At 71.8% G+C, this 12,599-nt stretch carries 10 protein-coding genes; 6 read left to right on the top strand and 4 right to left on the bottom strand.

Going from position 1 to position 12,599, the window contains the following annotated elements:
• Window positions 1–2,426 (bottom strand): DNA gyrase subunit A (locus VHA72_RS05575; protein ID WP_325573452.1); only part of this gene is annotated, 2,426 nt, incomplete at its 3' end.
• Between the two features lie 27 nt (window positions 2,427–2,453).
• Between VHA72_RS05575 and VHA72_RS05570 the strand changes: the two genes are divergently transcribed.
• The 4 genes from VHA72_RS05570 (at window position 2,454) to VHA72_RS05555 (ending at window position 7,624) form a co-directional block, all read left to right on the top strand.
• Window positions 2,454–5,159 carry a bifunctional acetate--CoA ligase family protein/GNAT family N-acetyltransferase gene (locus VHA72_RS05570; RefSeq protein WP_325573451.1) on the top strand — a complete coding sequence of 902 codons (2,706 nt, stop codon included), beginning with the start codon at window positions 2,454–2,456 and terminating at the stop codon, window positions 5,157–5,159.
• A 100-nt stretch (window positions 5,160–5,259) separates the two neighbouring features.
• Entirely contained in the window at window positions 5,260–5,838 is a 579-nt protein-coding gene (locus tag VHA72_RS05565) for a DUF5998 family protein (RefSeq protein ID WP_325573450.1), read from the top strand.
• A gap of 7 nt (window positions 5,839–5,845) precedes the next feature.
• Entirely contained in the window at window positions 5,846–6,952 is a 1,107-nt protein-coding gene (locus tag VHA72_RS05560; protein ID WP_325573449.1) for an alkaline phosphatase family protein, read from the top strand.
• Window positions 6,953–6,961: 9 nt separating this feature from the next.
• A complete protein-coding gene (locus VHA72_RS05555) occupies window positions 6,962–7,624 on the top strand; it encodes a thymidine kinase (RefSeq protein WP_325573448.1) in 663 nt (220 codons plus the stop codon).
• Window positions 7,625–7,714: 90 nt separating this feature from the next.
• On the opposite strand, the gene sepH is transcribed toward VHA72_RS05555, so the two are convergent.
• Window positions 7,715–8,740, bottom strand: coding sequence for a septation protein SepH (gene sepH, locus VHA72_RS05550; protein ID WP_325573447.1), 1,026 nt, complete (start codon window positions 8,738–8,740; stop codon window positions 7,715–7,717).
• Between the two features lie 96 nt (window positions 8,741–8,836).
• Here sepH and VHA72_RS05545 point away from each other — a divergent pair, with 96 nt between their 5' ends.
• Window positions 8,837–9,472 carry a trimeric intracellular cation channel family protein gene (locus VHA72_RS05545; RefSeq protein ID WP_325573446.1) on the top strand — a complete coding sequence of 212 codons (636 nt, stop codon included), beginning with the start codon at window positions 8,837–8,839 and terminating at the stop codon, window positions 9,470–9,472.
• A 7-nt stretch (window positions 9,473–9,479) separates the two neighbouring features.
• Here VHA72_RS05545 and VHA72_RS05540 read toward each other — a convergent pair whose 3' ends face one another.
• Both VHA72_RS05540 and VHA72_RS05535 read right to left on the bottom strand, forming a co-directional pair.
• A complete protein-coding gene (locus tag VHA72_RS05540; protein WP_325573445.1) occupies window positions 9,480–10,781 on the bottom strand; it encodes an FAD-linked oxidoreductase, L-gulonolactone oxidase family in 1,302 nt (433 codons plus the stop codon).
• A 72-nt stretch (window positions 10,782–10,853) separates the two neighbouring features.
• A complete protein-coding gene (locus VHA72_RS05535) occupies window positions 10,854–12,077 on the bottom strand; it encodes an MFS transporter (protein ID WP_325573444.1) in 1,224 nt (407 codons plus the stop codon).
• 58 nt (window positions 12,078–12,135) lie between these two features.
• Between VHA72_RS05535 and VHA72_RS05530 the strand changes: the two genes are divergently transcribed.
• Window positions 12,136–12,599, top strand: a 464-nt coding sequence (locus VHA72_RS05530) for a ferrochelatase (protein ID WP_325573443.1), incomplete at its 3' end; no start/stop codon positions are given.

Below are 12,599 nucleotides of genomic sequence, written 5' to 3'. Positions count from 1 at the left end.
AGGTGCAGCCGGGCGGCGGCCTTGTCGCGGCGGAACTGGCTGCGCCGGCGGACCACGTCGTAGCGGTGGCCGAGGAAGACCTCGAGCAGCTCCTTGAGCCCCAGCGTGCGCGGCTGGCCGTCGACCAGGGCGACGTTGTTGATGCCGAAGGAGTCCTCCAGCGGGGTGTGCTTGTAGAGCTGCTCCAGCAGCGCCTCGGGCACGAACCCGTTCTTGACCTCGATCACCAGCCGGGTGCCGTTGGCCTTGTCGGTCAGGTCGGTGATGTCGCTGATGCCCTGCAGCTTCTTGGCGTGCACGAGCTGCTTGATCCGCTCGATCACCTTCTCGGCGCCCACGCCGTACGGGAGCTCGGTCACGACGATGCCCTGACGGCGCCCGACCGGCTCGACCCGGGCGGTGGCGCGGATCTTGAACGTGCCGCGGCCGGTCGCGTAGGCGTCCCTGATGCCGTCCAGGCCGACGATGGTGCCGCCGGTGGGGAGGTCGGGGCCGGGGACGAACCGCATCAGCTCCTCCAGCTCCGCCTTCGGGTGGGTGATCAGGTGCCGGCAGGCGGCGACGACCTCGACCAGGTTGTGCGGCGCCATGTTGGTCGCCATCCCCACCGCGATGCCGGAGGCGCCGTTGACCAGCAGGTTCGGGATGGCCGCCGGCAGCACCACCGGCTCCAGCTCGCGGCCGTCGTAGTTGGGCCGGAAGTCGACGGTGTTCTCGTCGATGCTGGCCGTCATCGCCACCGCGGGCGGCGCCATCCGGCACTCGGTGTTGTGGTTGACGAAGCCGCCGGCGAGGAACGAGTGGTCCTCGCTGTCGACCCGGATCGAGTAGACCGTCTCGGCCGGCTGGTCCTCGACCGAGGCGACCTCAACGAAGCGGTAGCCCGAGTCCATGATCGAGGCGACCACCGCGAAGGTCTCCGGGTCCTTGAACTTCGTCGCGATCAGGCTGCGGTCGGCCTGCCAGCGCTCGAACCGGTCGAAGTTGTGCTGCTCGAACCACGTCGACCCGGTGCCGCGGCCGGGACCGAACGTGGACCGCACGTAGTCGGCGACGTACGGCGCGAAGTCCCGGGAGAGCCGGTGCCGGTAGCGCGGGGCGTCCTGCAGCAGGCTCGCCAGCTTGCGGCGCTTCTCGGTCAAGAACCCGACCCGCTCGGCGAACGCGTGCAGGTTGTGCAGCCCCGAGATCACGATCCGGTGCTCGCCGCGCTCGTAGACGCTCAGGTTGCTGTGGACGCCGAACTCCAGCAGCAGCTCCTGGACGTCGGCCGCGAGCTGCCGGCTGTAGGTGGAGTACTGGATCGTGATCGAGTTGCCGGCCACCTCGTGGACGCCGCCGTCGCCCTCGAAGAGGGCCATCAAGAAGGCACGCTTGGCGCCAGGCCCACTCACCCAGATCAGGTCGGGGATGGTCTTGTCGGCGGCCTTCTGGCCGATGAAGTGCGCCAGCGGGCTCTCGCGGAACGACTCCAGGTTCTGGACGTCCAGCCCGTAGATCTGCTTGCCCGAGCGCCGCAGCTGGCGGTCGTAGATGTAGCGGGTGCCGCCGACCAGGGCGTCGTACGCCTCCCGGACGAGCTCGAAGAACTCCAGATCGGTGTTGGTGAAACCGGCGCGCTCTTCGTTCGAGAAGCCCTCGGCTGCCCAGCCGCCGAGCAGCGTGCCGAGCTGCATCTCGTAGGCCATCGGCACGGCGGTGGTCCACGCGTTGCGCGCCAGGCAGACGACGGTGCCGGGGGTGATCTCGTCGAGTCGTCGCCACTGGAACATCGGGACGCCGGCGACCGGGACAAGGCACAGCAGCGGGTGGTTGTGGCTGCCGCGGATCGCGTGGCCACTGCGGGTCGTCAGTCGCTTGACCGGGTGCTTGCCCGAGTTGAAGACCTTGCTCACCCTGGCGGTCTTGCCGTCCTTGTCGAGCACCTCGTAGTCGGCGTCGAGCTCGGAGTTCTCCGGAATGTCGGCGAGGTGGTCGATGCGCACCGACCGTCCGTCGGCCATCCGCACCCGGGTGTCGCCGGTGAGGCAGTACCGCATCGCCGCCGGGCCGTCGTCTTGGGATCCGAAGTTGCCGTGCCCGTCGACCATCGGCAGCCGCAGCGACCACTGCTGCGCCATCCGCACCAGGGCGTCGTAGATGGCGCTGTCGCCGTGGGGGTGCAGCCGACCCATCACCTCGCCGACGACGCGCGCGCTCTTGACATGACCGCGGTCGGGCAGCAGCCGCATGTCGTTCATGGTGTGCAGGATCCGGCGCTGCACCGGCTTGAGACCGTCGCGCGCGTCGGGCAGCGCCCGGGAGTAGATGACCGAGTAGGCGTACTCCAGGAACGACGTGCGCATCTCGTCGCTGACGTCGATGTCGAGGATGTGCTCCTCGAAGTCGTCGTCGGGGAGTTCCTGCCGGGTCTTGCCGCGTGCCATGTGGGCATTGTCCCGTAGATTGGCGCCGTGACCTCGCAGGACGCACCGGAGCACCCCGGCTACCCGGCCCACTGGGCGGCCGACGTCCTGTTGCGAGACGGCCGCACGGCCCACATCCGGCCGGTGACGCCCGACGACAAGGAGCTGCTGGTCGAGTTCTACGCGCGGGTCTCCGACGAGTCGAAGTACTACCGGTTCTTCTCGCCGATGCCGGTGCTCTCCGAGCGCGACGTGCACCGCTTCACCGAGGTCGACTACACCGACCGGGTGGCGTTCGTCCTGACCCTGCGCGGGCGGATGATCGCGATCGGACGCTACGACGTGGTCACGCCGGGCGAGGCCGAGGTCGCGTTCCTCGTCGAGGACGCCTACCAGGGCCGCGGGATCGGCCAGCTGCTGCTCGAGCACCTCGCCCAGGCGGCCCGCGAGCGCGGCATCGCCAAGTTCGTCGCCGAGGTGCTGCCCGACAACCACCGGATGATCCAGACCTTCCGCGACGCCGGCTACAAGGTTGCCAGCGGCTACGAGGACGGCGTGATCTCGCTGGAGTTCCCGATCGAGGTCACCGACACCGCGATCGGGGTGCTGGCCGCGCGTGAGCACGAGGCCGAGGCCGCCTCGATCAACCGGTTCTTCAACCCGCGCAGCGTCGCCATCATCGGCGCCAGCCGCCGCCAGGAGACGATCGGCCAGGTCCTGGTCCGCAACCTGGTCACCGGCGACTTCACCGGTCGGGTGTACGTCGTCAACCCGAACACCGCGGCCGTCTCCGGGATGCCGGCGTACAAGTCCGTCGCGGAGATCCCCGACCAGGTCGACGTGGCCATTGTCGCGGTGCCGGCCGAGGCCGTGCAGGACGTCGTCCTCGACTGCGCCGCCAAGGGCGTGCACGGCCTGGTGGTCATCTCCAGCGGCTTCGCCGAGACAGGCGAGGAGGGCCGCCGCCGCCAGCGCCGCCTGGTCGGGCTGTCCCGCTCCTACGGCCTGCGGCTGATCGGCCCGAACGCACTGGGCATCATCAACACCGACCCGCAGGTCTCGATCAACGCCTCGCTGGCGCCGACGATGCCGCCGCGCGGTCGCGCCGGGTTCTTCTGCCAGTCCGGCGCGCTCGGCAGCGCGATCCTGGAGAAGGTCAACAACCGGGGATTGGGCCTGTCGACGTTCGTCAGCGCGGGCAACCGTGCCGACGTCTCCGGCAACGACCTCCTGCAGTACTGGGAGGAGGACGAGTCGACCGAGGTCGTGATGATGTACCTCGAGTCGATCGGCAACCCGCGCAAGTTCTCCCGGATCTCCCGCCGCGTCTCGCTGCGCAAGCCGATCGTGGCGGTCCGCTCGGGCCGCACCACTCAGGGCGTGCCGATGGGGCAGATGGTGCGCCGCATCGCCGCCCCGCCGCAGGCCGTGGATGCGATGTTCCGCCAGGCCGGGATCCTGCAGGTCGACACCCTGGAGGACATGTTCGACGTGGCCCAGCTGCTGGCCCACCAGCCGCTGCCGCGCGGGCGCCGGGTGGCGATCGTGGGCAACTCCGACGCACTCGGGCTGCTCGCCGCCGACGCCGCCGCCGGCGTGGGCCTGGCGGTCAACAAGCAGGTCGCGCTGCCCGCCGAGCCGACCGCGGAGGACTTCGAGGACGCCCTGGACGCGGCCATCGACGACCCGGACGTCGACGCCGTGGTGGCGGTCTACATCCCGCCCCTCAACGTCTCCGGCGAGGAGATCGCGAACGTGCTGGCCGCCGTCGGCGAGCAGTCCGACAAGCCGCTGGTCTCCTCCTTCCTCGGCGCCGAGGGCGTCCCCGAGCTGCTCCGGGTGCCCGACGTGGCCGGCTCCACGGCCGGCCGCGGCTCGGTGCCGTCGTACTCCTCGGTGGAGTCGGCCGTGCGGGCACTGGCCAAGGTCGTGGAGTACGCCGTTTGGCTGCGCACCCCCGACGGGCCGCCCGAGGTCGCCGACGAGGTCGACCTGGTGGCCGCGCGCACGCTGGTCAGCCGCACGCTCGCCGAGCGGCCCGCCGGCGGCGAGCTGAACGCCGAGGACCTCAGCGAGCTGCTCGGCGCCTATGGCATCGACCTGTGGCCGGCGATCCCGGTGGGGAGCGTCGAGGAGGCGATCGCGGCCGGCGCCGAGCTGGGCTGGGACGTGGTCCTCAAGGCGACCGCCGAGCACCTGCGCGAGCGGCCCGACCAGGCCCACGTCGTCCCGCACGTCCTCGGGCCCGGTGAGATGACCGAGGCCTGGCACTTCCTGGTCGAGTCGATCGGCGAGCCCGGGCGGACCGGGTTCGTGGTGCAGCGCAACGCGCCCGGCGGCGTACCCGTCACGATCCGCAGCAGCGAGGACTCGCTGTTCGGGCCGGTGGTCTCCTTCGGTATGGCCGGCCCGCTCTCGGAGCTGGTCGGGGACCGGTCGTTCCGGATTCCGCCGCTGAGCCGGCGCGACGCCGCCGCGATGGTGCGTGAGGTGAAGGCGGCCCCGCTGCTGTTCGGCTACCGCGGCGCGGACGTGGTCGACGTGGACGAGGTGGAACGGCTGATCCGGCGGGTCTCACAGCTGCAGAACGACCTGCCCCAGGTCAGTTCGCTCGAGCTGAGCCTGGTGCTGGCCGGCACCCACGGCGCCGCGGTGCTGACCGCCAGTGCGCGGGTCGAACCGGTCGACGACCCGCGCTCGGACTGGTTCGTGCGCCGCATGACCGCCCCGGCCGCGGACACGCTGCCGTCCTGACAGGTGAGAGACTTCCGGGCATGAGTGAGCGGCAGCGAGCGAATCATTCAAGGCAGCGCGGTCGTGCCTCATGCGCGCCCGCAGCGAAGCGAGGACGTGCATGAGCAACACCGACGTCGACCAGAGCCGTGAGCTGCGGGGCGCCATCGACCGCACCGGCTACTACCCGGAGGTGGTCGCCGACGGCGTCGCGACCGCTGTCGCCGGGGAGCGCGTGGTCTCCTACTTCGTGCACCACGAGCCGACGTTCGAGCACGACGAAGTACGCCGCCACCTCAGCGTCCTGGTGCTCACCCCGACCCGGCTGATCCTGGCGCACACCGACGAGCACGCCGGGGACGACCTGCTCCCCGAGCCGTACACCTCGACCTCGACCGAGGCGGTGTCGCTGAGCGCGGTCAAGTCGGTGGTCGTCACCCGGATGATCGCCAATCCCACGAAGGGCCCGGGGCGGCCGGCAGAGGCCGTGCTCACCATCGGCTGGGGCGCGATCGGGCGGCTCGACCTGGAGCCGGCCGGCTGTGCCGACCCCAACTGCGAGGCCGACCACGGCTACACCGGCACGCTCGCCTCCGACGACTTCTCGCTGCGGGTCTCGGCGACGGCCGACGGCGCGGACGCGGTCAGCGGGCTGCTCTCCTTCGCGGCGGCGCTCTCGGCGCGCACCCAGCGCGGGTGAGGCGCCGATGAGCTTCGTGGCGCCGGCGTACGGCGAGCGCTCCCTGGGTGACGTCGTGCCGGCGATCGCCCAGGCCCTGGGCTGCGGCGCAGGGAGCGTGCTCGAGCTGCCCGAGGCGCCGTCGTACGTCGTGATGCTCATCGACGGGCTCGGCGCCCGGCTGCTGGAGCGGTATGCCCACGCGGCGCCGTTCCTGTCCACCCTGCTGGCGCACAGCGAGCCCGGCACCGCCGGGGTACCGTCCACGACGGTGACCAGCCTGACCTCGCTCGGCACCGCGCTCACGCCCGGCTCGCACGGGCTGGTCGGCTACACGTCGCGGGTGCCCGGGACCGACCACCTGATCAACGCGCTGCAGTGGCCCAAGGACGTCGACCCGGTCGAGTGGCAGCCGAACAAGACGGCGTTCCAACGGCTCGCCGACACCGGTGCGAGCGTGACGCTGGTCAACAAGCGCGAGTTCTACGGCAGCGGGCTGACGGTGGCCGCGCACCGGGGCGCGGAGTTCGTCGGCGCCGACAAGGTCGGCGAGCGGATCGCCGGCGCGGTGGAGGCATCCCGGCAGCCCTGCTCGCTGACCTATCTCTACGACGGGGACCTCGACTGGACCGGTCATCGGCACGGCGTCTCCTCGGCGCCCTGGCTGCAGCAGCTGTCCATGATCGACGCCGAGGCCGAGCAGTTGCGCGACGCGCTGCCGCACACCACCCGGCTGCTGGTGGTCGCCGACCACGGCATGGTCGACTCCGCCCCGGAGCGCCGCATCGACGTCGACGAGCACCTGGAGCTGCGCGACGGGCTGGCGCTGCTCGGCGGCGAGGCCCGGTTCCGGCACCTCTACTGCGCCCGCGGCGCGCTCGCCGACGTGGTGGCGACCTGGACCGAGGTGATGGGGGAGCGGGCCGAGGTGCTCACCCGTGAGGACGCGGTGGCACGGGGCTGGTTCGGGCCCGTCGTACCCGCCGTGTGGCCGCGGTTGGGTGACGTCGTGGTGGCGGCCAAGGAGGACTACGCCGTGGTCTCCAGCGCCGACTTCCCCTACGAGACCACGCTGGTGGGGCTGCACGGCTCCCTGACCCCGGACGAGATGCTGATCCCGCTGCTGGTCTCCTAGGATGCGCCGGTGGCTTCGCTGACGTTCTTCACCGGTGCGATGGACTCGGGCAAGAGCACGCTGGCCCTGCAGACGAACCACAACCGGGCCGCCCGCGGCCTGGCCGGTCTCATCTTCACCGCCCACGACCGGGCCGGCTCGGCGATGGTCTCCTCCCGGCTGGGACTGACGCACGACGCCATCGAGGTGTCGCCGGAGTTCGACTTCTGGCGCTACACGGTCGACGCGCTCACCCACGGGGCGCGGATCGACTACTTCATCTGCGACGAGGCGCAGTTCTACACCGCCGAGCAGGTCGACGCGCTGGCGAAGATCGTCGATGAGCTGCAGATCGACGTGTTCTGCTTCGGCATCCTCACCGACTTCCGCACCCGGCTCTTCCCGGGCTCGGCGCGGCTGGTCGAGCTCGCCGACCGCACCGAGGTGCTCCAGGTCGAGGCGCTGTGCTGGTGCGGCAAGCGGGCCACCCACAACGCCCGCGTCGAGGACGGCATCATGGTCACCGAGGGCGAGGTCATCGTGGTCGGCGACACCGAGGAGCAGGCGCCGTCGGCCCAGGAGCCGGGCGTGGTGTCCTACGAGGTGCTCTGCCGCCAGCACCACCGCCGTCGAATGACGGCCGGCCGGGCGCGGGCCGTCTCGCTGGGCGCCGAGCCGCTGCCGTTCGACTGACGGCCGGCCGGAGTGACAGAAAACAGCTGACTCGGTCGGGTGACACGCCGGCGTGTCGGTCGACCAGGTCAGCTGTTTTCTGCGGGGCGGTCAGTCGGAGCGACCGCCGCCGAACATGATCTCGTCCCAGCTGGGGACGGACGCGCGACCCTTCCGCTTGGTACGGCGCGGGGCGGCGGGCTGCTCCGGCTCGGCCTCGTGCTCCGCGCCGGTCGGGGTCGCCGGGGCGGCTGGTGCCGCCTGGGCCGGCTCGTCGAAGAGGTAGGCCTCCACCGGCGTGTCCAGCAGCGGGGTCTCCACGGTGGGCTCGTTCTCGGCGGCCGGCTGCGGCTCGGGCTCCGGCTCGTCGGTGGGCGCCTGAGTGCCCTGAGGTCCGGCGGGCGCGGCGGGCTCGGCCGGCTGGAGCCGACGCTGCCGGGCCGCCTCCAGGTCGTCGCGCACCGGGGCTGGCGCCTGCTGCTCCTCAAGCTGGTCGCCGACCAGCCAGCGGGCGTCGTCGTTGTCCAGCGACACGTAGTTGCCGGGCAGGTCGTAGGTCAGCTCGGCGATGCCGGAGCGGGCCGGCAGGTCGTAGGCGCCGAGCAGCTTCCAGCGGCCGTCGTGGCGGCGGTAGGAGTCCCAGGCGACGGCGTCCGGCTCGAGCTCGAAGCCGCGCAGCCGGGCGGCGACGGCGTCACCGAGGGTGCGGACCGCGGAGGGCTCGCCGGGCCGGCGTCGTACCGAGGCCTTCTGGGCGCGCTCGGCGGTGTGCTCGCGCTCGGCGAGCACGGGCGCGGCGAAGGGCATGATCTTCTCCACCGTGCTGCCGGCGGCCTCGGCGACCGCCTCGGGACTCTCGCCGGCGCGGATCCGGGCCTGGATGTCGCGGGGGCGCAGGGCGCTTTCCATCGGGACCTCCGTTCGGCGGGCAGGCAGGGTGGGGGTGGTGCGCGCGGGCAGCTTCCGATCGATCCTCTGGTCGATCTCGAGGCTGAACTCGCGGCCCGTCTCGTCCACGAGCAGCACCCGCTGGCCATCGCGGCTGACCGAAGCGATCCTGACCGAGATGGGACGCGTGTCCCCGTCCCGGGCCGGCTCGGTGGCCGGCGGCGTCAGGGGCAGTTCTTCGGCCGACATGGTGCTGGTCAGCCTACGCCAGCCGGTGCGGCGATTCGGCGTGACGCACCGGCGCGCCTCGTGGTTTCTGGTGCCTCGCCCCGACACGATCTCCACGTGCCGACCCACGAGCCCGCCACCCTCGTCGTACTCGACCTGGTGGGCATCTTCGTCTTCGCGATCTCCGGCGCGCTGGTGGCGGTGCGCAAGGAGCTGGACGTCTTCGGCGTGATCGTGCTGGCGATGTGCACCGGACTCGGCGGCGGGTTCCTGCGCGACGTGCTCATCGGTGCCACGCCGCCGGCCGCGCTGGCCGACTGGCGCTACCTGCTGGTGCCGGTCGGGGCGGGTCTGATCACGTTCTGGTACCACCCCACGCTGGGGCGGATGGAACGCACCATGCTGGTCGTCGACGCGCTCGGGCTTGCGCTGTTCTCGCCGGCGGGGGCGCTCAAGGCGGTCGACTTCGGACTCGGCTTCCTGCCGGCCACGCTGATGGGGATGGTGACAGGCGTGGGCGGCGGCATCATCCGCGACGTCCTGGCCGGTCGGGTGCCGCTGGTGTTGCGCCCGGGCATCCTCTACGCCATCCCGGCCACCGCCGGCTCCGCCGTCGCGGTCCTCGGTCTGAAGCTGGGGTACCACAACCTGCCGGTCACGCTGGCGGGCGCGATCGTGGTGGCGGTGTGGCGGCTGTTGGCCATCTGGCGGCACTGGCAGGCCCCGGCCCCGCAGGGGCCGGCGTCGGTCTAGGCCCGAGTTAGGGCCCCAGCACCCGGCGCAGGTAGTCGTTCGCGAAGACCCGGTCGGGGTCCAGCCGGTCGCGCAGCGCGAGCACGTCGGTGAAGCGCGGGTACGACGAGGCCAGCGCGGTGCTGTCCAGGGTGTGCAGCTTGCCCCAGTGCGGCCGGCCCTCGGCCGCCCGCAGCACCGGTTCCATCAGGGCGAAGTAGGCCCGGTGCTCGGCCGCCCGGTGGGTGTGGAAGGCCAGGTAGAACGAGTCGCGCTGGTAGGCGGTCGACAGCGCCACGTCGTCGGCAGGCGCGACCCGGATCTCGACCGGGAAGGAGATCCGCAGGTCGGAGCGGTCCAGGAGGCGGCGGCACTCGCGTAGCACGGCCAGCCCGTCGGCGCGCGGGACGGCGTACTCCATCTCCCGGAAGACGACGCGACGCTGGGTGGTGAAGACGCGGTGGGCGATGTCGGAGTAGGTCCGGGCGGAGAGCAGCGAGGCGTTCATCTGGTTCATCCGCGGGATCACCCCGGGCGCCAGGTTGGCCGCGGCGGTGAGGGCGCCGAACGCCGTGTTCTGCAGGAAGTCGTCGTCGAACCAGGCCCTTGCCCGCGAGAGCGGCTCGATCTCGTCGAGCGAGGCCAGCCGACTGTTGCGCTTGGTAAGCAGTCGGTCGGTGTGCGGGAACCAGTAGGCGTCCACGTGGTTGGCGCCGGCGGCCAGATCGTCGAAGGACGCGTGGAACTCTTCCCACGACATCGGCTCCTCGACCGCCTCGAGTGCGAACAGCGGCTCGACCCGGAACGTCACCGTGACCAGGATGCCCAGCGCGCCCAGGCCCACCCGGGCCAGGTCGAAGACGTCGGCGTTGACGTCGGGGGAGCACGCCAGGATCTCGCCGGTGCCGGTCACCAGCGTGAAGCCGGCCAGCTGGGCGGCCAGCCCCGCCATCACCCCACCTGTCCCGTGGGTGCCGGTGGAGACGGCCCCGGCCAGGGTCTGCTCGGCGATGTCGCCCATGTTGTGCAGCGACAGGCCGAGCCCCGCCAGGGCGGCGTTGAGATCCTTGAGCCGCATCCCGGCGTACGCCGTCACTGTCATCGCCTCCCGGTCCACGGCGGTGATGCCGGTCAGCGCGGTCGGCAACAGCTGCACGCCGCGGCCGGGGGAGGCGATGCCGGTGAAGCTGTGCCCGGTGCCGGTGAACTTGACCGTCGTGCCCGCCGCCCGCGCCGCCACCACCTGCGCGGCGATCTCCTCCGCCGAGGCCGGCGCCACCACCCGCGACGGGGTGGCGTGCTCCAGGCCGGACCAGTTGCTCCAAGTCACGCGCCGACCCTAGCCCGGGCCGGGACCTGTAACACGCTGTCCACGACACTAGAAGGCCGTTGCAACGGCCTTCTAGTGCACCGAACAGCGTGTTACATGGGCGGCCCGCGGCAACAGCTGCGCAGCCAGAACCGCGGTGAAGCCCGCTGCCACCGGCAGCCAGTACGCCGCCGAGGCGCCGTGTGCGTCGACGATCACCCCGGCCAGCGCCGCCCCGGGCGCCACCCCGCCGATGACGCCGGTCGACTGGATGGCCATCCCCTCGGTCAGCCGGCCGGAGGGCACCGACCGTTCGATCAGCGAGACCGAGGAGACCATCGTGGGAGCGATGCCCCAGCCGGCCACGAACAGCAGCGCGGCCACCACCGGGATCGAGCCGGCGAACAGCAGCGGCACCGCACCCAGCGCCATCGCCAGCGCGCCCCAGCGCAGTCGGGTCGCCGGGCCGCTGCGCCAGCTGACCAGTCCGGTGACCAGCCCGGAGAGCAGGCTGCCGACCGACCAGGAGGCCAGGGTGAGGCCGGCCAGCCCGCGGTGGCCGTGCTCGTCGGTGAACGCGATCGTGGCGACCTCGGTGGCGCCGAAGAGCATCCCGAGCGCCAGCGAGACCACCGCCAGCGGCACGACCGTCGCCCAGGGCATCGGCGGTCGAGGTCCGCTGGCCGCGTCGTGCCGGTGCGCGGGCGGCTCGGTGTCCCGACGGGTGGCGAACAGCAGCGTGCCGGTCACGCAGGCCACCACCGCGATGCCGAGGCCGGCGGCGGGACTCCAGCCGGTGGCCAGTGCCGTCACCACGATCGGGCCGATCAGGAAGACGATCTCGTCCACCACCGACTCCAGCGCGAACGCCGTCGCGAGCTCGCGGCCCGTCCCCAGGACGTGGGACCAGCGGGCCCGCACGCTCGAGCCGATCGTGGGCAGGGTGCCGCCGCCCGCGGCGGCGAAGACGTAGACCAGCCCGCGCGGCCAGCCGGCCTCGACGCAGACGATCAGCAGCGCCATCGCCACGCCGAACAGCGCTCCGGCCGCGGCCAGCACCCGGCCCTGCCCGATCCGGTCCAGCAGCCGGCCCTGCGCGATCCCCAGGCCGGCCTCGGCGACGGTGTACGCCGCCGAGGCCACCCCGGCCACCCGATAGCTGCCGGTGGCCTGCTGGACGAGCAGCACGATGCCGATGCTCGCCATGGACATCGGCATCCGGGCGAGCAGCCCCGTCAGCGAGAACGCCAGCGCGCCCGGGACGGCGAGCACGCGCCGGTACGGCGACAGGCTGCGTGCGACGGTGCTCACGGTCATGTTGCCCAGACCCTAGGGCGAGGGACCTCGCCATGGCCAAGCAAATACGATGAGGGCCATGGACGTCTCGCCGTACGACGCGCTGCTGTTCCTCTCCTTCGGCGGCCCGGAGAAGCCCGAGGACGTGGTGCCGTTCCTGGAGAACGTCACCCGCGGCCGCGGGATCCCCCGCGAGCGGCTCGAGGAGGTCGGACAGCACTACTACCGCTTCGGGGGGAGGTCCCCGATCAACGACCAGAACCGGGCCTTCCTGGCCGCGCTGCGCGCCGACCTGGCCGCGAACGGCGTCGACATCGGCGTCTACTGGGGCAACCGCAACTGGGATCCCTACCTCGCCGACACGCTGCGGCGGATGCAGGCCGACGGGGTGCGGCGGGCGGCGGTGTTCACCACCAGCGCCTACGCGTCGTACTCCTCCTGCCGGCAGTACCGCGAGAACCTCCACGACGCCAGCGCGGCCGTCCACAGCGAGATCCGGCTGGACAAGCTGCGGCACTACTTCAACCACCCCGGCTTCGCCGA

Source organism: Nocardioides sp. (genome assembly GCF_035547795.1).
Classification (GTDB): Bacteria; Actinomycetota; Actinomycetes; order Propionibacteriales; family Nocardioidaceae; genus Nocardioides.
This window is presented reverse-complemented; position numbering and strand designations above follow the sequence as displayed.